Below are 22,983 nucleotides of genomic sequence, written 5' to 3' on the forward strand. Positions count from 1 at the left end.
AATTTTGTTTTTTGTTAAAGTATATATTTAATGTGGTAATCTACTAAGCTTTCAATTGGTTTCTGCACAACATGTCCCACATTTAAATTAAGTTCTGTAGCTACAGAACGTAATGTATTTTCATAATAATAAGCGATGGAACCGATAAAATTGATCTCGGCATCATGCGCTTCCTCATAAGGAAGAACCTGATATTCGAAGAAACTTTTCATTTCCTCAAAAACCATGTCTTTGAAATAAGGATGATCTTTTCTTTCGATTACAAATTTGGTAAAATTCGCCAGATAGGCGTTTGGCCTCGGAGTATGATACATATTTTTCAATGCATCTTCCACGGTAAGCTGATAATCTGCTTCAAATTCTTTATGAAGATCTGCAGGCAGTTTTTTCATAAAATATCTGCGCACCAATTGCTTTCCGATAGCACTTCCACTTCCTTCATCCCCAATCAGGAATCCTAGTGAAGGCAGTTCTATCTTTACATTTTCACCGTCAAAAAAACAGGAATTTGATCCTGTGCCAAGAATGCACACAATAGCAGGTTTCCCACTGTATGCCGCATAGGCCGCAGCCATCAGGTCTTCCTTCACAATAATCTCTGCTTTTCCAAAAACCTTTTTCAGCTCTTCCTCTATGGTCTCGCAGTTTTTCTTCACACCGCATCCGGAACCATAAAAAAAGACTTTGGTAATTGAATTTTTAACCGATATCAGATTGCTATTCTTCTGTATTTCAGGAGCGATAAGTTCTCTGTTGATAAAATTCGGATTGAAACCGATTGTTTCTGTTTTCAGAAAAACTTTCTTAAAGTCATCAAGTATTACCCAATCCGATTTAGTAGAACCACTATCTACAATAGCAACCATATTTTAGATTTTAATTTAAGGGTGCTAAATTATGAATTTATCTTCAATTAGCGTTTAAAAACAACCTGGAAGCTGTCTAAAATCATTAATGCTTGATTTGTGTTTTTTTTTCGTTGAATTGTATAAGCCAATCTTCTATTTCATCTTCCAGATAGGAAGTCTGTAATACCATTGCATTGATAAAATCATCAGGTACCGGTTCTCCGCTGGAGTTTTCAAGATTCCACAATTCGTCTGACATATTTTCATATTCTGAATACACTCTTTTGAAGCGGGAATTTTCTTTCTCAAGAGCCTCAATATTTTTCTGTTGAAGCTGGAATTTTCTGTATTTGTTTTGACGTTTCATACAAATATTATTAAAAAATGGGTCATAAAATGTTTGGAGTATATACGCTTAACCGCGCACTACAAGATAGAAAAAACCATCAACACAAGGAGTTGAAAATGAATTTATTATCAGGTCTTAATTACATCATTCTGAATATTAAAATTAGAAATAATTTTTATTAAAAAAAATATTTTAACAACTTTTTTCAGTGTTTAACATATAGTTATAAATTTGCATATTCATATTGTAAAGCCATGGGATTATTGAGATTTCAAAACCATTAGTATCAGAGGGAATTCGCTGAGGTGTTTATCTGCTGAGATATAAACCCGCCCGGTATGCTATCCAATATGTACAAACATTTTTAGTTTTATAATCATTAAATGAAAGAAATACTCTTACGCCAGAAACAGGTTTTGTTCTTCATCATTGCAGGAGGACTGAGTGCCATTGTAGAAATAGGAAGCTTTAAGATTTTCAGCACCTATCTTCCGCACTTCTTTGTAAAGGAAACCAACTTTTATGGAGTACATTATCCTTTAAGTAACATTTTTTCCACAAGCTGCGGTATTATTACCAATTACTTTCTGAGCATCTGGTTTGTATTTGAAAGAGGAAAACATTCAAAGAGAAAAGAGTTTGCTTATTTTATGGTGGTCTCCTTTTTTTCAACATTACTCAGCTTAGGCTTTTTCCAAATATTCTATAGTTTCATATTTAAAGATAATATCAATTTATTTTTTTATACCTTGAGCCCGGAAATGATCAGCAAAATTGCAGCAATATTGCTGGTTTCCATTCTGAATTATTCGATAAAGAAGAAAGTAATTTTTAACGGTTAAGCTGTGACAAAAATTTTAAATTATCTCTGGAGATTCTGGTTGCTTCTGTTGGCATTTTTTCTGACAGTCAGCATTGGAATCCCCGTTTACATTTTATCCTTTAATAAAAAGCATTATAAATACGGTTACAAACTTGTCAGACTCTGGTGTTTTGGCATGTTTTACGGAATGGGCTTCAGGTATGATTTAATTAAACTTTCAGAACAGGAAAAAGACAAGAATACACCTTACGTCTTTATCTCCAATCATACATCCATTATGGATATTATGCTTGTATGCATGCTCTTCCCTGATCATCCGATTTGCTTTGTAGGAAAAAAAGAACTGGTAAAAATTCCGATTTTCGGAACCATATATAAAAGGATATGTGTAATGGTAGACAGAGCCAGTGCAAAAAGTCGTGCAGATGTATACCGCAGGTGTGCTGAGAAAATGGAAGAAGGCAACAGTATCGCGATTTTTCCTGAAGGCGGTGTGCCAGATGATACTTCGATTATCCTGGATGATTTTAAGGACGGTGCATTTATGCTGTCTTCAAAACATCATTCTCCTATAGCTGTTTATACCTTTGTGGGACTCAAGGAAATGTTCCCTTTTGAAAACTCAAAAGGCTTTCCCGGAAGAGTAAAGGTATATTTTAACGGAATCATTGAGCCTACAGATTCGCCAAAAGACTTAAAGGCAGAGGCTTATGAGAAAATAAAAAAAACCTTAATCAGGTATTCCGTTGAAAGGAAATAGTTATATTTGTTTGTGAAATCTATAATAAATATGTCAAATTATTCTAAACAAACCAATTGGGCCCAATTCATTCCGTTGGTTACTGTATTCTTCTTTTGGGGATTTGTAGCAGCCAGTAATGATATTCTGATCCCTGTTTTCCAAAAAGCCTTCAATCTATCCCAAACTGAAAGTATGCTTGTACAGATATGCTTTTATGTAGCGTATACTGTAGGTTCTTTAATTTATATGCTTGTATCAAAGAGCCTTAAACAGGATTTGATCAATAAAATCGGATATAAGAATGGTCTTATTGTGGGGCTTCTGATTTCCGCATTGGGAACCTTATTGTTCTACCCGGCTGCCAATATGCATTCTTTCCCTTTAATGATCTCAGGGTTATTTATTGTAGGTTTAGGATTCTCTCTTCAGCAGATTGTTGCTAATCCGCTTGCTATTGAAGTAGGTCCTACGGAAACGGGATCTCAGAGGCTAACAATGGCAGGAGGGATTAATAACTTAGGAACTACTATTGGACCTCTTATCGTTGCATTTGCTATTTTTGGTTCTGCAAGCGCAGCCAATACTGAAGCGAGTATAGAAAGTGTAAAAACACCTTATCTGATATTAGGAGCAGCTTTTGCTCTGGTAGCTTTAATGCTTAAATTCTCTTCCCTTCCTGCAGTAACTCCAACAAACACTGAGGACACCGATGATACAACTCCGGGAGAACATAGAAAGTCAGCATTCCAGTATCCTCAGCTGGTGATGGGAATGATCGCTATTTTTGTCTATGTAGGCGTAGAAGTTTCCACAGCCAGTAACCTTCCGGCGTATATGGAAAAAAGCTTGGGATTTGAAACGAAAGAGGTAGCCCCTTACATCTCTTTATACTGGGCATCATTAATGATTGGCCGTTGGACAGGTGCTGTAGAAGCATTTGACGTCAATGCTGGATTCAAAAAGATCTTAAGATTCTTAGCTCCTTATCTTGCATTCGGTGTATTTTTATTGGTAAACGCTATTGCCGATCATGATCTTTCTCCGTTCTATGTATATGGGTTTATCATTATCGCAATGATTATCTGTGATATTTTAAGCAAAGGAAACCCGGCAAGAATGCTTCTGATCTTCTCTCTGGCAGGGATCACAGCTCTACTTATAGGGATGTTCACTACAGGAATGGTATCTGTATATGCATTTACCAGTGTAGGTCTTTTCTGCTCTACTTTATGGCCTTGTATTTTCGCATTGGCTATCAACGGACTTGGAAAGCATACCAATCAGGGTTCAGGATACCTTATTATGATGATTATGGGTGGAGGTATTGTAAGCTTTATACAGGGTTATATTGCAGATATTACCAATATTCATTTCAGTTATATCGTAGGGGTGATTTGTTTTGCTTATCTTGCATTCTATGCGATCCGTGTAAGTGGGATTCTGAAAGCCCAGGGCATTGATCTTGATAAAATATCCAAAGGCAGTGGTCATTAATATAATAACAAATATATATAAGAAAAAGAGATTTTGGGCAGGTGTATTACTTGCCCAATTTCTTTTGTTTTATGGATTCTCAAAATCCAAAGTGATGATTTCTTTTTTTGAAAGTTTTTTTGAACTTCAGAAAGAGTTTCATCAGATGCTGTTCAGCTGGGTTCCGTTTTCTGTTGGAGATTTGATTTATATTCTATTGGGAATATTTCTTTTATACTATTTGATTACTTCATTCAGTAAACAGCGAAGAAATGATTCACTGATAAGGATTCTTCTTATTATAAATGTTTTTTATTTTATTTATCAAATCTTCTGGGGAATGCTGTATTTCCAGACTCCAATTATTAAAAAACTTTCCAGTCAGGAGGAGCCCAATATGAATAAGGCAAAAAAATTAGCCCTTATCTATCTTGAAAAATGTAAGCAAACCAGACAGTATGTTCATGAGGATAAAAATGGTGTTTTTATCATCACCAACCTTACGGATATACAAAAGGAAATCCTGTACCAACACACCAAACTGCCTTCTTATATTTCAGATAAAAAAGCTCCTCAACTTCTGGATATCAAGCCCAGTTTATTCAAAAAAGTAATGAACTTTACAGGAATTCTGGGATACTATAATCCTTTTACTGCTGAAGCTCAGTTTAACAGTGAATTACCTCATACATTCATTCCCTTTACAACAGCTCACGAAAGTTCGCATCAACTGGGTTTTGCCAGAGAGCAGGAAGCTAATTTCGTAGGGTATTTAATAGGCATTCATTCCGATAATCAGGAGTTGAGATACAGTACTGAATTTTTCACTTTAAAAAGTCTTTTAAGGTTCATTGTGGAGGAAGACCCACACTTTGTAAAGAATATTCTTCATCAGTACTCTCCAGCTATGAAAAGAGACCGTGCTTATGAAAAAAGTTTTGTTTTTCAGCATCAGGGATGGTTGGATGACTTCTTTGGATTTACCAATAACCTGTTTCTGAAAAGTAATCAACAAGAAGGCTCAGTTACCTATTCTTACTTTATTGATCTGCTCTTAAATTATGAATCATAAATAAAAAAAGAATCGTATCAGGCGATACGATTCTAAAAACACAAATGATGAAAAAAAATTTATTACCTTGACTTGTTCCCTCATTCAAGGCGATGTAAAAGTACGACATATTTTATAAATACAAAAACATTTCCCTCCTTTTTTAAAACTTTATGAAAACTTTATGATTTTTTAAGTTTTTTTGAGTTCATTTCTGTTTGTTACAAATTACATAGAATAGCGAAATTTAATAAACAAAACAAGGGCAAAACCCACTACAAGCTATAAAATAATAACAAAATAAAACATTTGTTTAAATAAAAAATATTATTTCTCAGCTTTATTTTCTATGCTTTAAAGTTGGAGTTATCCTCAGTATTTTATATGATATTTCTAAAAATCTGAACTTCAAAATCACAGGATATTCTGATATAAAAATCCATTCATTTTTATATCTATTCCGTTTATTGTCTCAAAATAGGAATTTCCACATAACTGTCATTATACCATTTGATCTCCAAAGGCTCTTTAGCATCAGCCATTGTTTCGAGGCTAACATCTTTTCCGGTTCCATAATTCATCTGTTCGAAGGGAGATGTATTGACCCCCAAAACAATAATCAGCTTACTGCCCTTTTCTATTTTTTTACTGACGAAATAGGTATTATTAACAGGAATCTCAGATATTTTGCCCGGAACAAGCAACTGTCTTTTCTCCTTATTTTTTGCATAACTTGCCCGCCCTAAGTAGCTAGAAAGCTGAATATATTCCCCTTTAGAAGTTAGCTCATAGAGGATTATTTTAACATCAATATCTTTTTTATTGATGGTAACTTTCAGATTTCCGGTGAAACTGCCATTGATCTCCACAGGATCCTGCAATGCATCACTTTCAAAAACAAGTTTATCTTTTAAAACAGCGGGATCAATTGCCATATCCATTATTTTATACCTGTCGAAATTTTGCAACGTATCTTTCCTATTTGTGAAACTGATCGTCTGTAAGGTATTATCTAAAGCCGGTTTTACTTCCTGCAGTTTTGATCTGCTGAGAAACAGTTTTAATTTTTTATTACTTATTTCATCAATATTTCCAGCGCTTTTCCATTGATTGGTTCCCATCACCTGGTAATTTACTTTTCCTTTTAAGAAACCGGGCTTTTTCTTTCCTTTCAAAATATAATCAAACCATTCATAGGATAAGGTATTGTGATCAATATTGGCAGCCGGATCTATGGTATATCCTCTCAGGTTATTTTTAATAGAACCCTGCGCTCCGTAATGATCGTAAGGACCAATAACTAAATAATGATCAGCATTTTTGTTATACTTATAATGTTCATTGTAGTAATAAAAGGCACCCCTCTGGTCATCATCATAATATCCGGTAAATGTCAAAACCGGAATATTGACTTTTGCAAAGTCTCTTTTATAAGGTATTTTAGAAGTCCAGAATGTATCAAACGATGGATGCTGCACCCACTTCTGAAAAAAAACATTCTTATTTCCATTAAGACTATCCAGATCTTTAAATGCCGTACCATTTGTATACATCTTGTTAACAAGGCTCTGCCATTTTAATGTATCAGAATCATCATAATCTACATAACGGCTTCTGGAAACATACTCCAGCCATCTGATCATATAAGTATTAAAGACATTATTTTCCATCGGAAAATCTATTCCAAAACCTACGGATGCTGACGGAACAATTGTTTTCAGGGCTGGATGCATGTTTTTAACAGCAGCCCATTGACTGAATCCGTTATAGCTTCCTCCGGCCATTCCTACTTTTCCGTCACTCCATGATTGTTTAATAATCCAGTCTATGACTTCATTAACATCTTCCGTTTCAAATTCAAATGGTGCAAGATTGTCTTTACTTAAGTACACTCCCCTGCTGGTAGCATATACAATAACGTAGCCTTTCATGGCATTTAACTTTTCAGCGTAATCAATTTTTCTTCCTCTGTAAATACCGAAATTCAATATGGTAGGAACCTTGGCCTCAGATCCTTTATACCTGATCATCTGTAAAGAAATCTCATTCCCTTTATTGCTTTTAATGACAATACTATCTTTAATTTCAAACTGCTGCTGTTCTGCTTTTTTGATGAAAGGAAGCACAACAGGATTTGTTTCTTTTACGACAAGGTACGAAGTATACAGCCTGCACAGTTTTACGGCATCAGCCAGAGAAATGCTGTCATTCTTTATGCTTTTTTTCAGGACATTTACTACTTTGTCTTTTAGATCCTTTTCTGTAGACCTGAAGAAACTGCTAACATACATTTTCGTTTTCTCTGGCAGGGCATTAATTTTTTGTTCAAAAACTTTTCTGTATTTTTCATTATAAGGAGTTGGCCCCGGGGCTGATTTTGACAATGCATACAGTTCAAATGAAAGTCCGATAATTTCTCTGTAGTCAAGATTGGCATAATCCGGATTATTTTTAATTTCATTTAAATAATAAATCCCTTTCTGATAATCTCCATCAAGGATATGCAGCCGGAATATGTTGTCGTTAAATATAGCTTTGTCTTTGTCCTTATAATCTCTTAAAACTTCTTTATTAAGTTTTTTGATCTCGTTATAAAAAAGACTTCCCTCTATATTTGGATTAGATTTAAAATAATACTGCTGAGAATGAAAACTCATTGAAAACAATACCAGACTCAACAACACTATCTTTGTTAAAAAAAGCTCTTTAGCCATGCGACTTCCCATACTGTGCACTTTAGATTATTATATATTTTAGTAGGCAAAACAAATACTTTTATACGATTTAAAGAAAACAGGTCTACCAAAATTGATCAATATCGTACACATTTTTCTGTAGACTACTTAATTTATTCTCTGTTTCTGTAATAGTTTTATATAATAGGAAGGCAGTGTTCCTGTAATTTTTCTAAATGCATTGGAAAACGATTCCGAATTATTATAACCTATACTATCAGCTATAGCTGCAATGGTATATTTTCGTATTTTCTCGTTATGATTGAGCTCTTCTACAATATAATTAATTCTCAATTCATTCAGATATTGTGAAAAGTTCTTTGCCTTAAGCTCATTCACTGACTTTGACAGATAATCTCTGTTTGAATTAAAATCTTTAGCCAAACTGTCTACCGTTATATTCTTACGTAAAAAATCTTTATTTAGTTCAAATGCCTCCAGTTTCACTTTTATATCCTGCAGCTGTTTGTCCGGGAGAATATTTTTAGCCTTTTGCTCTTTTGTTTTCTCTGCGAGCTGATCAATCTTTACAGCAGAAACTTCCATTAATCTTGATTTTTCTAAAAGGTGGTCCGCCTGTTTTTTATAGTGTTTTGCATTTCGTCTGTTCCGGATAAGTAAAAAGAATAAAGCACCTAATACTAAAACACCACCACACAAAACAAAATAAAGGGTAGAGTTTTTATTGTTCAATTCATCAATAAGTCTTTCTTTTTCTTCCAGCAAAGCCGGTGTGTCATATTTTTTATAAATCTCTTTGGACAAATACTGATTACTACTAGTAAGAAAGCTATCCGTCGCCACAAGTTTATTAATGAATTTCAGCTGATTTTCCTTATCTCCTTTTTTCTTGTAATAATCAATTAAAAACTCATATCCGTTTCTCATAAACGGATCAAACTTTTTAGACACTGAAAAGATAGAATCTGATTTTGTGAAATAACGCACCGCTTCAGTTTCCTTGTGAAGATCACCATTGATTTTACCTAGAAAATAATAAGTAATCCCAAGGTTCCAGTCATCATTGTTTTTTTTGAATTTTTGCTCAGCCAACAAATGATTATTATAAGATTCCTTATAGTTTTTCAAGTAATAATTAGCTATTCCTAAGGAAGAGATCAGATAAGGATAATGGGTATAGTCATTAAATTTTTTACATTCTTCAATTCCCAAATGGATGTAAGGCAAGGCATTATTATATTGCTTGTTTTTGTTATAGCTGTTTGCTACAGAAAAAATAGATCCGATATAGCTTTTTACATCTCTCTTATCAGTATGCATTTTTTCCTTCTCATACTGGTAATATTCCAGAAACAGAGGAAGAGCTTCTTGATCTTCACCCGTTGCCGATTTTAAAATACCAACCAGTTTTTTCACATAAAAAAACTGATCCGGGTTCTTTTTACCAGCTAATTTTTTTGCCTGAACATATTGATCTAAGGCCTCCCCGTATCTGGATTCATAATTGAACAGGATACCTTTAATAATATGAGCCTTCGCAGGGTAATCCCTGGTATTCACATACTGGGTAATCCTGATGAGCGTATCCGCGTAAGGATGTCCGTTTTCCGATTTTAAACCTTTACTGTGAGCCAGTTTGTAATAGCCGTCATAGATCAGATCATTATTTTTCTGCTTTTTACCTTTACTTAAAATAACATTGGCATAGAATTCTGCTTTATTATTATCGATACGAAAGGTCCTATCATAAGCCTTCTGTAATTGGTCAGCATTTTTATTTTGTAATGAATCCGGTATATGAAATCCACTGATGCTTTGAGAAAAGCAGAAATTCTCAGCAAACATCAACAGAAACATAAAAAAAGCCTTGCGCATATATTCTTTTAAAGGCACAATATTACACTTTTTTAGTTTTTAATACATTTTCATGACAGAAAACATAAAGTATTAAAAATCAAAATATTAATTTAATACTTTATTAAAAACCCGCTAATAAACATCCCAAAATTTATCAATTCCGACATCCCTTTCTTGCATTCCCAGCGTTATGAATGCATCTTTGCCCCAGGTAAAAACACGAAATACTTTGTTTTAAAAAGATCCTTTACTTCCCACAGGCAACATTTAATGTACACTTAACCATGAAAACTTTAGAATACCTGCCTGTGGGAAATGGATCTTACCTTCGTAAAATGTTACCGTTTAAAATACTAAAAACATCAATTACACAAAGAAATAATACAAAAGCCATATTACAAAATCTGCTTTCCATTTCCGGATTCAAGAAAATAAAATACTGAAGATCAAATAAAATCTACCAACATCCGTTTATATCTCACTAATAAAGGAGATTTTTTTTTGTATATTTAAAACATCTGTGTATTTTAGATAAAAATATTAATATGATTTTTGACAAACTAATTAACCATCTAAAACTCGATAAACAGGAATTTATTTTCCAGTTCAATTCCCATCCCAATTATCCATCTGCACTGGCATTTAGTGATACACTCAACTTTATGGGAGTAAAAAATGACGCTTACGAACTTGACAAAGAATATTGGGATGAACTTCCGGAAGAATTTATTGCGATTGTTGAGAATTCATTTTCCCTGGTAAAAAAGGCAGGAAGCAATTATTCTGTATATTCAGAAAAGCAAAAACCTTCGGTAAAGAAGAACTTTATAATAAATCAACAGATTTTGTACTGTTGTTTGAGAAAACAGAAAATGCAGAAAGTAAACTGGCTTTCAATTTCAAACCGGTTCTTTATATTATTTTTGCAACTGTTCTTGCCTATTCTTTTATTAGCCAAACCATTTACGAAGCTCTATTTAATGTACTTTCCTTAGCAGGAGTTTATATTTCCCTGGAAATTTTCAATCAGAAATTCGGGAATACCTCTACTGTCATTGGAAGTATATGTGGAGGCGGAGGTGCTGCAGCAAGTCAGACAGCCAACTCGTGTGATAAGATCATCAAACAGGATAAAACCAGTATTCTGGGCTTAAAATTTGCAGATTTTTCTCTGATTTATTTTGCAGGACTTGCCGTACTAGGTCTGTTCTTACCGGCAACAGCGTATATCGTAAAAGGTTTCACATTCGTTTCTGTAATTGCCATCGGATATTCTTTATACATCCAGGCATTTGTAGAAAAAACATTTTGTAGAGTATGTCTTTTGATTATTTCAATTCTGGTTGGACAAATTGTAATCAGCAGTTTATTTTTTGAGAATCTGTCTTTCAGTGTGGGAGCTCTTTTATTGACTGTTATTCTTTGGGCTCTTGTATTTTCTGCAGTTATCTATTTCAACACTCTTCTTGAACAAAAAGAAGCTCTTCAAAAATCGAATGCAAAAAATCTCAGATTCAAGAGAAACTATGAACTTTTCAAAAACCAGATGGAGCAAAATCCAAAAATAGAATTCCAGGATACTGAAACTTTTGCAGTTGGAAAAAAAGATGCCAAGCTTCGTATTTCTATCGTTTCCAACCCATATTGTGGTTTCTGTAAAGATGCGCATAAGCTTGTGGAAGGACTTTTGGAAAAATATCCGGAGAATATTTCACTACAGATGAGATTCAATTACAGCCCAGACAGAGCTCCAGAAAAATACACTCAGCTTATTTCAGATTTAACTCATATCTATCATAATAAGCCCGAAAAAGAATTTCTACATGCTGTAGAAGAATGGTTTGAAACTAAGGATGAAAGCAAAATCAATGTGCTCTCCGGAGGAAAGGTAACTTCAGAAAATCTCAATCCATTAGTAGAGATGTCCATAGAAAACAGTAACGCAGGATTAAGCTTCACTCCTATCTTTATCATCAATGGATATCAGTTTCCAGACAAGTATGATCGTGAAGATATTTTATTCTTTATTGATGAATTAATAGAGGATGATGAGATCTAGTAAATAAATCTCATTCATTTAAAAATTTCACTATCTTAGGAAAAACAAAATAACCATCTGAAAAGATGTAAAAGAGTAGAAAAACGGTGATCAATGGGACTTTTCCAGTTTACCATTTCATTGAATTATAATTGAATTAAAGCAAAAATGTCGTCATTTATTGACGGCATTTTATAATGAGTAGTAGTTTTGAAAAAAAAGTTTCCTTTTTATAAGCAACCAGATACCAAAGATTGTGGCCCTACATGCCTGAGAATCGTCAGTAAGTATTATGGTAAAAGTATATCTCTGCAGCAGATTCGTAACCTTTCCGAAACAACACGGGAAGGAAGCAGCCTTCTTGGGCTGAGCGATGCCGCGGAAAATCTTGGATTCCGGTCAATGGGTGTCCAGATCGATTTCAATACCCTAACAGAAGAAGTTCCTTTTCCATGTGTAGCACACTGGAATAAAAACCATTTTGTTGTTGTATATAAAATCGACAAAAATAACAAAGTATATATTTCGGATCCCAGCTATGGATTGATTACTTATACCAGAGAAGAATTCATCAAGTCCTGGATTGGAGAAAATGCCAACGAAAATACAGAAGAAGGAATTGTACTGATTCTTGAAACTACTCCTGCATTCTTTCAGACAGAGTTTGATGCTGAAGAGAGTAAGGCAAGCTTTACATTCTTGTCCAAATATCTTTTTAAGTATAAAACACTTGTTATACAATTGGCTATTGGACTTTTAGGTGGAAGTTTACTTTCCCTTATATTCCCGTTTCTTACCCAAAGTATTGTAGACGTCGGGATCCAGAATCAGGATATTAATTTTATCTATGTAGTTCTACTTGCCCAAATTATGCTATTCCTGGGAAGAATGGGAATTGAGACAATCCGAAGCTGGATTCTTCTTCACCTCTCGGCAAGGATCAATATTTCGATCATTTCCGATTTCTTTATCAAATTAATGAAACTTCCGATAAGTTTCTTTGATACCAGAATGACAGGAGATATCATGCAGAGAATTAATGACCATCACAGAATTGAGCAGCTTCTTACAAGCTCTTCGCTGAATACATTATTCTCATTGGTCAACCTTATTATTTTTAGTATTGTATTATTATTTTACGATTACAGACTTTTCATCGTTTATCTTGTAGGGGCCGTATTATATATTGGCTGGATCAGTTTTTTCCTCAAAAAGAGAAAAGAGCTTGATTATAAAAGATTCTCTCAGGTATCTCAGGAACAAAGTAAAGTAATTGAGCTTATCAACGGTATGCAGGAAATCAAAATGCATAATGCAGAGAAGCAAAAAAGATGGGACTGGGAATTTCTTCAGGTAAAACTGTTTAAGATCCGAATAAAATCTCTTTCATTAGAACAATGGCAGTCTGTTGGAGGAAACTTTATCAATCAGATGAAAGATATACTGGTGAGTTTCCTTTCTGCTAAACTTGTTTTAAGTGGAAATCTTACTTTGGGGATGATGCTTTCTGTTCAGTACATTATTGGACAGTTAAACAGCCCGCTTCTTCAGCTTATCGACTTTATTAAACAAACTCAGGATGCTAAAATTTCCCTTGAAAGATTAGGAGAAATCCATGATAAAGATGATGAAGAAGATAAAAATGAGCAGTACGTCACAGATGTTCCGAAGCAAGATATCGAAATAAAAGATATGTCATTCAGGTATATTGGTTCTGACGTTCCGGTTTTTGAAAACTTAAACCTTACGATTCCTTATCAACAGACCACAGCTATTGTGGGAGCCAGCGGAAGTGGAAAAACTACTTTATTGAAACTGTTGATGAAATTTTATGATCCGGACCAGGGTGAAATCAGAATCGGAAATACCAATATGAAAAATATTTCCCCAAGATACTGGAGAGATCATTGTGGAGTTGTAATGCAGGAAGGATATGTATTCAATGATACTATCGCCAATAATATTGCTGTAGGTGAAGATCATATAGATAAACAAAAACTTAGACGTGCCGTAGAGATAGCCAATATTAAAGATTTTATTGAAAGCCTTCCATTAAGTTATAATACAAAGATCGGAAATGAAGGAGTTGGTGTCAGTGGTGGTCAGAAGCAGAGACTTTTCATTGCAAGAGCTGTTTACAAATCTCCAGAATATATTTTATTTGATGAAGCTACCTCTGCATTAGATGCCAATAATGAGAAAGTGATTATGGAAAATCTTGAACAGTTCTTTAAGGGCAAAACAGCAGTGGTGATTGCCCACAGACTTTCAACGGTAAGACATGCTGATAAAATCATTGTACTGGATCAAGGAAAAGTAGTTGAAGAAGGAAGCCATGCCGATCTGGTAGATTTAAGGGGAGAATATTACAGACTTGTAAGAAATCAGCTTGAATTAGGCAGCTAATGGTATCTAGTAGAATTCGAAAAGCTTATTAGAGAATTATATTAAGAATGAAAAATTTAAAATACCCTCCGGATGCAAATACTTCAGCACCGAAATAGGTATGATGCAAACTACTCATTTATTTAAATTATATTCCCCTGAAATATTGGGGGAAATTTCACCTCAAAACAATGAAAGAAGACGTTTTAGACAATATTGAACTCCGTTCCGAGAGTGTACAGGATATTCTTACCCAGCCACCACATTGGATGATCCGCTGGGGAAATACAGTGATATTTATTATCCTCCTGTTAATTCTCTTAATGAGCTACATTATAAAATACCCGGAATTTGTACCGGCTCCTATTATTGTAACTTCCCAGAATCCTCCTGAGAAAATAGAAGCACGAACCAGTTCCAAAATTGAGAAAATATTCATAAAAGATCATCAGGAAGTTAAAAAGAATGATGTTCTTATGGTGATGCAGTCTGCAGCTAACTACAAAGACATTTTAGAGCTTAAAAAACTGGTAGACTCTATCACACCTGATAAATTATATACCTTCCCTATCGCCCAGGCTTCAAGATTTAAGCTGGGTGAATTGCAGGGAGAATATAACAGTTTCGCAAAAGCATTTCAGGATGAAGCTCTTTTTACAAGACTACAGCCTTATGCACCAGAAAACCTGGCCGCCAATCAGAGCATTTCAGAATACAAAATAAGAATTGCTACCTTGAAACAGCAGAAGAACCTGGAATCTATAAAATATGATCTGACAAAGAAAAACTTCAACAGATCTCAGGAGCTATTCAACCAAGGGGTTATTTCAGCCATGGAACTTGAAAATGAAAAAATCAAATATCTTCAGGCTCAGCAAAACCTTGAGAATATTAAAATCTCCATATCCCAAATGGATGAAGGAATTTCCAATCTGAATAAGACCAAAAGCGGAACTGCAATTAATACAGAAAAAGACAGAATTACATACTCTTCACAAACTCTACAGCTTCTTGAACAGCTGAGAAAATCTTTAAAACAGTGGGAACTGAATTATCTTGTGATTTCATCCACTGATGGGGTTGCCAGTTTCCAACAGTTCTTTGGAGAGAATCAGTTTGTAAAGGTAGGAGAACCCATCCTTTCTATTCTTCCTAAAAATAAAGAGCAGTTAGTGGGCAGAATGTCAGTCCCTACCACAAATTCAGGAAAAATAACTCCTGGTGAGAAAGTACTTATTAAACTGGACAATTACCGATTCCAGGAATACGGTATCATAGAAGGAAAGGTACAGAATATATCACTTATTCCTGATGACAAAGGAAATTATTATGTAGATGTAATTTTACCGAAAGGATTAAAAACCAGCTACAACAAAACACTTACATTCGATAAAGAGCTTAGAGGCAGTGCAGAAATTGTAACACAGGATCTGCGACTGATTGAGAGATTCTTCTATCAAATCAGAAAGTTACTTGGATATCAGGTTTAATGAACCTTTTACTAAAAATTAACCCCGTTTTTCAAATTGTAAAACGGGGTTTTATTATGTATTTTTAAATTTCCCAGTCGACTGATAATGTTTTGCAGAAGCTCAATCAATCTCATTCATTTAAACAGCCTATTCTAGCCACAATCTATCTAAGCAAAGGGGTTTTTATCGCAAAAAACATGATCGTTCAAAAAAGACAAGAAAATAACGAATACAAGGAATATCATAGTGTTACTTGATTATGAAAATTAGCCGAACATTACAATGAAGCTGAAAAAGTATAATTATTCCCTTAATATTCCATCAAAAGAATGAAATCGTGAAAAAATAAAATTCATGTGAAAGAATTATAAGATAAAAGAGTAATTCTTTTAAAAGTAAAAACCGCAATCATAATTCAATGATTGCGGTTTATTGTAGCGAAGACGGGAATTGAACCCGTGACCTCAGGGTTATGAATCCTGCGCTCTAACCAACTGAGCTACCTCGCCGTTTTGGTGGTGCAAATATAGAAAATATTTCTTTACCTCCAAAATTATTTTACCTTAAAATATTCTAAAACATCGCCAACATGATCTGGTTTGCTGATTATCTTATTGTTAGCGTCCAAAATAAAATACGTCGGAGTTGCATGAATATTATATAAATCTGTATAACTACTGTTCCATCCTCTCAATTCTGAATCATTCACCCAAGGAAATGCAGCAATTTTTTTGGTATATGAATTCTTATCCACATCTAAAGACAGTCCTACAATCTGAATATTTTTCGATTTCAGATCATTATATTTTTCCAAAAGTTTTGGAAGTTCACTTTCACAGTGTGAACATGTGGATGACCAGAATACCACCACCTTTTTATCGGCCTTTATATCGTGTAAAGATTTTGCAGTGGTATTAACAGGTGACTGGAACTTATAATTAGGGAAAATAGCCCCCATTTCAATGTTTGCATTCGATTTCAATGTAGAAGCAAGCCTGTCAGTAATGGTACATTTAAGATTTTTAGCTAGAGACAGATATTTGCTCTTGTATTCATCCATCTGATAGACATCAAAAATATCAATCAATTCTGACAATACAGTCTGCCCTCTTGGAGTTTCTACTTTTAAACGATCCAGCAATTTATCAACAGATGCTGTAACATTGGCATTTCCTCCCGAATTCAGATAAGCTACTAATACAGGTCTCAATAAGGATGAGCTTTCAAGCATATCATTTGATTTGTCAAGAAAGTTGATTATTTCTTCCTGATCTACTTTCTTCGTTGAATCGGGTGAATTGGAAAGAAACTTGCTGTAATTCGTATTATAATAAGCAACAAACGGATGTTGTGCAGCATCAATAGAACCTGAAGCACCGGAAAGTCTGTCAATTTCTGTTTTCAGAGCTTTTCCAAAATCTGTATTGTCTTTGTAATATTCTTTGATTTGTGCTAAAGCCGGTAAAATAAGCTCTTTCTTTTGGGAGCCTTCCTGTTGTTTGCTCATCAGATTATTGGCATCATCCAGATAAATAACATCTTTTACTTTGCTATTCTGAATATCCAATTTAAAATTGACATTCTTATTTTCAGAAATAAAGCTTACTGTATTATTAGAGCCAGGAAAATAGACTTTCATCATCCCCATATAATGCCCCGGATATTTAAAAGTCCATGTACTATTCTTACTCTTTTCTTTAGTAACAATAATATCTTTTGATCCGTTAAGTGTATATAGAATAGCATCCTGGTCTTTAAAATCTGCCGGAGTCTGAATTGTAACAGTAAATTGAGCCTGTAAAGCAAATGCAGCCAAAACCGCTGATAGCGTATAAATCTTTTTCATAAAGTAAAAATAAAAAAACTCCCTGACTAATCAGAGAGTTTAATATTATTTTAATAAAATTTTATGCTTTTTCGCTTTTGTACTTTTTTGTAAAGTAAACAATAAATCCTATTGCTACGATACCCAGTACATATACATACATATCAATTGGTGAGGCAGGTGATCCGGTACCATTTCCTCCATTTCCTCCTCCTCCTGGGATTGGTGGAGCGGCATTTGCTAAAGATACAGCAAATAGGAAAAATGCCAGGACTAGTTTATTAATAGTTCTCATGTGGTTTATTTTAAGATTTTAGTGTTAACAGTTTCTCCCTTATCAGAAACGATTTTTACAACATATGAATTTTTAACTGAGCCATCAAGCTCGATTACAAAATCTCTGGATGTTTCAACCGCTTTTTTAGAGATTACCAGTTTACCGCTCATATCATAAACTTGAATGTCTGCTTTTTTCCATTTTGGATCAAATCTAACAATGTAATTTGTAATAGATGGATCATAAACAACAAGTGTTCTGGAAACACTAGGAGTTGTTTTATTAGTAGCTAAAGTATTATTACTTGGCTCACCATAATACAAGTTAGCTTCTTCATTTGTTACAGCTACAACATCTCCCTGCTTAGCCTGTACTAAATTCCCATTTTCCGCTTTATAGTAGAAACCAATTCCTGAAGATAACTGGTGTGCACCAGCAGGAATAAGTTCTGCATTTTCTCTGATCTCGAACTTATAAGATTTAACCTGATCAAGCTTGTAGTTAACTAACTTAACATTTTTACCTTGGAAGTTACCCTCATTAGCTTCGTTAATATATAACCAATAGTTCGTATAATTATTATCATATCCGCCATTCAATGCTTCTTCGTAAGTACCGATAATTCTGGTACCTGCTGAAGCCTGAACTGTCGTGGCAGTAGAAACCTGGTGTCCTGTTGTAAATGATGGAGAAACCACGTAGTACGTTCTGGAAATCTCATTACCATTAGCATCAAGACCAATTACCCCAAGCTGCTTCACTGTACTGTTTGTACCCTTACCAGCCATTTTAGCTGCATTTACACCATTTGGAGTACCTGCTGTTCTTGCGGTTGATTTGAATCTTCTCAGTGTATTAAAGTCTAAAGTCTGAGCTGTATTATCTCTTAACTTTATTTTAAACGACTGCATTGGTTTGATAACCATTTTATCCAGGTTCACATCCCCAACTGCCGGAGCAACCCCGTCACCTGTAGCCACATAAGTAACCACCTGAGCACCTGTAGCATAAGTAGAGCCTCCAGGAAGTGTCACAACAGTACCAGGGTTGTATTCAATACCCCAGATATTTTTTACTGCATTTCCGTCTGATCCGGTAACACTTTCAGTATATCCAATATTAGATAAATCTAAATTGGTAAGGAAGGGGTTACCAAACTGATACCAGTTCTGACCAAATGTTCCAGCCCATGCGCTTGTAGTAAACTCAAAACTGTCATCTAAATAAGTGTTGTACTTTTCGTTGTAAGAATTCACAGCGTTACCACCAACCCCGAATACGACATTAGAAGGTCCCAAATTAGATTTCCCAGCATTCTGCAATGTTACAGTTCCAGCTAAGGGAGCATATGGTTTCCCGTTAATATTGAAAACAGTTGCTGCACCTGCAGGAGCACTTGGATTCCAGTCGTTATTGGTAACTTTCAGCATATAGTATCCTGAACCATCAGCAGTAGTAGATGCTAAATTTGTAAAATGTGCAGAAACTGCATTAGCGTTATCCCACTTTAGAATAGGGTTGCTGCCAGTTCCTGTTCTTTGGGTATTGAAAGTTTTCCCAAGTTCTGCAGATAATGAATTGAAAGCTTTACCCGAAAAAGGTAACGCAACTTGTTGAAAATAATTACCGGAACCATGACTTGTAGTTCGGTATTCTTTGGTTACAATACCTGTAATGTTGGACTGGGATAGTCCGTCGATGTACAACTGTCCATACGTGGAAGTAGCAAAAGAAGCAGGGGTATTAAGTCTTAAGATGATATTTCCGCCGTCAGTCTTATCAGAACCGGCAGCATCAATTGTCTTAAAAGCATCTGTACCAGATCCTACAACCATGATATTTCCATGCACGTCCAAAAGGCCATTACCCTTTGTTTGTACACCTCCACCGCTATAAACTAGGGTGCCTTCGCTCACATACATATTAGCATTAGTGTCAACATGACATAGTATCTGCGCCTGAACAGAATAACTAATTGCTAAAAGACCTATAGCAAATAAACTTTTTCTCATTGTATAAATTATTTGTGTGTTAATACAATCTTCACCCGCAAAGGTATTATTATTTTTCTTAAAAAAAAAATATTTTATCTATTAATCAAAACATTATCTTCATTTAAGATGATATCTTTCTCCTCTCCTATTGAAAACATATAGTCTTCTAGAACTTTTTCGGTGGTCCCTCTAAGCCCTCTTGCACCTAATCCTTTTTCAATAGTTTCCTCTACGATTTTTTCAATGGCTCCGTCTGTGATAACCAAATTTGTGCCATCCATTTTGAAAAGTTCCACAAATTGATTCACAATAGAGTTTTTAGGTTCCTTCATGATTCTTACCAACGTCTCTTTTGTGAGTTTATCAAGGTAAGTGATGATTGGAAATCTTCCTAAAAGTTCCGGAATTAATCCGAAAGTACGAAGGTCAATTGCATTAATATTTGTTAATATATATTCGTTTTCGTCTGTTTTATTGATTTTTTCAGAGCTGAAACCAATTGCCTGCTTGTTCATTCTTCTTTCGATGATCTCTTTGATCCCGTCAAAAGCTCCACCTGCAATAAATAAGATGTTTTGGGTATTTACCTGGATATATTTCTGATCTGGATGCTTTCTTCCTCCTTGTGGCGGAACATTCACAATACTACCTTCCAACAGTTTTAATAATCCCTGCTGCACGCCTTCTCCTGAAACGTCTCTTGTAATACTTGGATTGTCTGATTTTCTGGCAATCTTATCAATCTCATCAATGAAAACAATTCCTTTTTCAGCTTTTTCCACATCATAATCTGCTACCATCAAAAGTCTTGAAAGGATACTTTCAACATCTTCTCCTACATATCCGGCTTCTGTTAAAATAGTAGCATCCACGATACAGAAAGGAACATTCAGTTCTCTTGCAATAGTTTTTGCCAGAAGCGTTTTACCCGTTCCTGTCTCTCCTATCATGATAATGTTTGACTTTTCAAGCTCTACTTCTCTGTTTTCGTCCTGAGCGTGAAGCAATCTTTTATAATGGTTATACACAGCAATGGAAAGTTGCTTTTTTGCCTGATCTTGTCCGATCACATACTGGTCAAGAAATTCTTTGATCTCTTTTGGCTTTTTAAGCTCTTCCATACTATTAGCAGGTGAATATCCTGTTTTTGATGCGCCATCTTTTACGATAGCATGTGCCTGCTCTATACAATTTTCACAAATAAAACCATTCTGCCCAGAAATCAGCATCTGTACTTCATTTCTTTTTCTGCCACAGAAAGAACATTGGTTGGAATTCATATGATATAATATATGTATATGTTAAAGAAAATCGTAAAAAATTACTTTTTTACGATTTTCTGGTTGTTAAGAATTAATAATTGAGTGTTGAATCTCTGTATATTCTTCGTTCGTTAATTTTAATCTTTCATTTCGGAAATTCATGTCTTCCATCTTATTTAAAGGAATCAGATGGATGTGTGCATGAGGAACTTCAAGTCCTACCACTGCTACTCCTACTCTTACACATGGAACTGCAGTTTTGATCTTCTTGGCTACCTCTTGGGCAAATCCCCAAAGGTTTTTGTATTCTTCACTTTCAAGATCAAAAATCAGATCCACTTCTTTTTTAGGTACTACTAAAGTGTGTCCCTTCACTAAAGGCATTGCGTCTAAGAATGCAATAAAGTTTTCATTTTCTGCAATCTTATAAGAGGGAATTTCGCCATTAATGATTTTTGTGAATATAGTGCTCATTTTATCAGAAGTTTAGGTTAGATATTTAGAAGTTCAGAAATAGAAAGGAGTATCAGACTATAAAGAGATGTCTAATACTTCGAAAGACAGTTTGTTTCCGTTAGGTAAAGTAATTTCAGCAATTTCGCCAATAGCTTTTCCTAACAATCCTTTTGCGATAGGTGTGTTCACAGAAATCTTTCCTGTCTTCAGGTCGCTTTCGTTATCCGGTACCAATGTAAATACCTGCTCTTGCTTGGTAGCATTGTTTTTAAGTTTCACTGTTGTTAAGATTGAAACTTTTGAAGTATCTAATTGGCTTTCGTCTATAATTTTAGAAGTAGAGATAACATCTTTCAGCTTGGAAATTCTCATTTCAAGCATCCCCTGAGCTTCTTTAGCTGCATCGTATTCTGCATTTTCTGATAAATCTCCTTTATCTCTTGCTTCTGCGATCTGCTGAGTAATTTTGGGTCTCTCCACAGTTTCCAACTGTTCCAGCTCAGCTTTCATTTTCTCTAGGCCCTCCTTAGTAACATAGCTTGCCATAATTTTCAAAATTTAGTTTTAGTATAAAAAAATAATCCGACATTTGCCGGACAATGTTTTCGTGTTGTAATCGTTTAATTTTTACAAATATATAAAAATTTAAATTGAAATGAAAAAAACTTTTTCAATCTTATCCATTTTCATTTTATTGATTTCCAGTAATTTAACTATAAACTCATGTGGAAGCAGAGAAGATACCGTGAACTGTTTCCCCAATGTTCCTATTAATGTATCTCTTAATTTAAACCTGCCTGCTTATTATGCTTTAAACAATATCAACGGTTGGATTTATGTCAACGAGCAACAGTCAGGGACAAGAGGATTGATTATTGTCCGGACAGCAAACGGATTTAAAGTCTATGACAGGAATGCCCCACATCTATGCCCCGATAGCAATACAACCCTTGAGGTAAAAGATAATATTGCCATTATATGTCCACAGGATAATACAAGATGGATCTTAAGTACAGGACAGCCGGAGTCTGGAGCCCAAACGTCTCTTCCTCCCAAAACTTATCCTTACAATTACGACGCTGCAAGTAAAACTCTAAATGTTTATTATTAGAAAATAGAAACCGCAGAGATTTTCTGCGGTTTATTTTATTTTATTTTTCTTTTTCTAACACATCCAATCTCTTCTTTATTGATTTAATTGATCTAACAAGATAAATTCCTCCAATTAATATAGCGATGTATAAAATAAAAGTTAAAGTTTGAATAATTATAACACCAGTACCTGGTGATGAAATTGTAGTTTCCATGTTAAAGATTTTAATTTGGTAAATCTATGAAAGTTGCTGAAATTATTTGACCTGCAATTAATCCAATTCCTGAATTTATTTCATTTGTTTCCACACGTTTTCTATCTTCGAATTCGTAGATAATATCT

19 protein-coding genes and 1 tRNA gene are annotated in these 22,983 nt (G+C 34.6%); 8 read left to right on the forward strand and 12 right to left on the reverse strand.

Translation table 11 applies throughout. The features are described from left to right. Positions 1-14 precede the first annotated feature (14 nt). The gene (locus KBP46_RS11570; protein ID WP_062672485.1) at positions 15-866 is read right to left on the reverse strand and encodes an ATPase; all 852 of its coding nucleotides are present in this window, start codon (positions 864-866) and stop codon (positions 15-17) included. An 85-nt stretch (positions 867-951) separates the two neighbouring features. Next, entirely contained in the window at positions 952-1,215 is a 264-nt protein-coding gene (locus KBP46_RS11575) for a hypothetical protein (RefSeq protein ID WP_062672483.1), read from the reverse strand. 365 nt (positions 1,216-1,580) lie between these two features. Here KBP46_RS11575 and KBP46_RS11580 point away from each other — a divergent pair, with 365 nt between their 5' ends. The 4 genes from KBP46_RS11580 (at position 1,581) to KBP46_RS11595 (ending at position 5,307) form a co-directional block, all read left to right on the forward strand. After that, positions 1,581-2,039 carry a GtrA family protein gene (locus tag KBP46_RS11580; RefSeq protein ID WP_062672481.1) on the forward strand — a complete coding sequence of 153 codons (459 nt, stop codon included), beginning with the start codon at positions 1,581-1,583 and terminating at the stop codon, positions 2,037-2,039. Between the two features lie 3 nt (positions 2,040-2,042). Beyond that, complete coding sequence (locus KBP46_RS11585) at positions 2,043-2,780, forward strand: 1-acyl-sn-glycerol-3-phosphate acyltransferase (protein WP_216445410.1); 738 nt, start codon at positions 2,043-2,045, stop codon at positions 2,778-2,780. Between the two features lie 30 nt (positions 2,781-2,810). Next, positions 2,811-4,256 carry an MFS transporter gene (locus KBP46_RS11590; protein ID WP_062672479.1) on the forward strand — a complete coding sequence of 482 codons (1,446 nt, stop codon included), beginning with the start codon at positions 2,811-2,813 and terminating at the stop codon, positions 4,254-4,256. Positions 4,257-4,350: 94 nt separating this feature from the next. Continuing rightward, positions 4,351-5,307, forward strand: a complete 957-nt coding sequence (locus tag KBP46_RS11595) for a DUF3810 domain-containing protein (protein WP_367397896.1) — start codon at positions 4,351-4,353, stop codon at positions 5,305-5,307. 443 nt (positions 5,308-5,750) lie between these two features. Here KBP46_RS11595 and KBP46_RS11600 read toward each other — a convergent pair whose 3' ends face one another. Continuing rightward, positions 5,751-7,943: a CocE/NonD family hydrolase gene (locus KBP46_RS11600; protein ID WP_216445412.1), complete on the reverse strand. Its 2,193-nt coding sequence runs from the start codon at positions 7,941-7,943 to the stop codon at positions 5,751-5,753. Positions 7,944-8,129: 186 nt separating this feature from the next. Further along, the gene (locus KBP46_RS11605) at positions 8,130-9,857 is read right to left on the reverse strand and encodes an AraC family transcriptional regulator (RefSeq protein WP_216445413.1); all 1,728 of its coding nucleotides are present in this window, start codon (positions 9,855-9,857) and stop codon (positions 8,130-8,132) included. Between the two features lie 835 nt (positions 9,858-10,692). Here KBP46_RS11605 and KBP46_RS11610 point away from each other — a divergent pair. From KBP46_RS11610 to KBP46_RS11620, 3 genes are all read left to right on the forward strand, one after another. Continuing rightward, positions 10,693-11,898, forward strand: a complete 1,206-nt coding sequence (locus KBP46_RS11610) for a thioredoxin domain-containing protein (protein WP_253297277.1) — start codon at positions 10,693-10,695, stop codon at positions 11,896-11,898. 189 nt (positions 11,899-12,087) lie between these two features. Then, complete coding sequence (locus KBP46_RS11615) at positions 12,088-14,283, forward strand: peptidase domain-containing ABC transporter (RefSeq protein WP_062672471.1); 2,196 nt, start codon at positions 12,088-12,090, stop codon at positions 14,281-14,283. 170 nt (positions 14,284-14,453) lie between these two features. Beyond that, entirely contained in the window at positions 14,454-15,752 is a 1,299-nt protein-coding gene (locus KBP46_RS11620; protein ID WP_120233592.1) for an HlyD family secretion protein, read from the forward strand. A gap of 417 nt (positions 15,753-16,169) precedes the next feature. Here the strand turns inward: KBP46_RS11620 and KBP46_RS11625 are convergent. The 7 genes from KBP46_RS11625 to greA form a co-directional block, all read right to left on the reverse strand. Continuing rightward, a tRNA-Met gene (locus KBP46_RS11625) sits at positions 16,170-16,243 on the reverse strand. A 44-nt stretch (positions 16,244-16,287) separates the two neighbouring features. After that, positions 16,288-17,580, reverse strand: a complete 1,293-nt coding sequence (locus tag KBP46_RS11630; protein WP_123279553.1) for a TlpA disulfide reductase family protein — start codon at positions 17,578-17,580, stop codon at positions 16,288-16,290. Positions 17,581-17,641: 61 nt separating this feature from the next. Beyond that, the gene (locus KBP46_RS11635) at positions 17,642-17,854 is read right to left on the reverse strand and encodes a signal peptidase (protein ID WP_123279554.1); all 213 of its coding nucleotides are present in this window, start codon (positions 17,852-17,854) and stop codon (positions 17,642-17,644) included. A gap of 5 nt (positions 17,855-17,859) precedes the next feature. Then, complete coding sequence (locus KBP46_RS11640) at positions 17,860-19,848, reverse strand: T9SS type A sorting domain-containing protein (protein ID WP_062672464.1); 1,989 nt, start codon at positions 19,846-19,848, stop codon at positions 17,860-17,862. A 74-nt stretch (positions 19,849-19,922) separates the two neighbouring features. Continuing rightward, entirely contained in the window at positions 19,923-21,110 is a 1,188-nt protein-coding gene (clpX, locus tag KBP46_RS11645) for an ATP-dependent Clp protease ATP-binding subunit ClpX (protein ID WP_216445414.1), read from the reverse strand. 66 nt (positions 21,111-21,176) lie between these two features. After that, positions 21,177-21,566 (reverse strand): HIT family protein, encoded by a 390-nt coding sequence (locus KBP46_RS11650; RefSeq protein ID WP_047429226.1) that lies wholly within the window; start codon positions 21,564-21,566, stop codon positions 21,177-21,179. A 57-nt stretch (positions 21,567-21,623) separates the two neighbouring features. Continuing rightward, positions 21,624-22,094, reverse strand: a complete 471-nt coding sequence (gene greA, locus KBP46_RS11655; RefSeq protein WP_034695856.1) for a transcription elongation factor GreA — start codon at positions 22,092-22,094, stop codon at positions 21,624-21,626. Positions 22,095-22,203: 109 nt separating this feature from the next. Here greA and KBP46_RS11660 point away from each other — a divergent pair, with 109 nt between their 5' ends. Further along, entirely contained in the window at positions 22,204-22,659 is a 456-nt protein-coding gene (locus KBP46_RS11660; RefSeq protein WP_062672459.1) for a hypothetical protein, read from the forward strand. Between the two features lie 40 nt (positions 22,660-22,699). On the opposite strand, the gene KBP46_RS11665 is transcribed toward KBP46_RS11660, so the two are convergent. Beyond that, positions 22,700-22,855, reverse strand: a complete 156-nt coding sequence (locus KBP46_RS11665; protein WP_184935636.1) for a hypothetical protein — start codon at positions 22,853-22,855, stop codon at positions 22,700-22,702. Between the last annotated feature and the right edge of the window lie 128 nt (positions 22,856-22,983).

It is taken from the genome of Chryseobacterium sp. PCH239 (assembly GCF_018924625.1).
In the GTDB taxonomy this organism is placed as follows: domain Bacteria; phylum Bacteroidota; class Bacteroidia; order Flavobacteriales; family Weeksellaceae; genus Chryseobacterium; species Chryseobacterium cucumeris.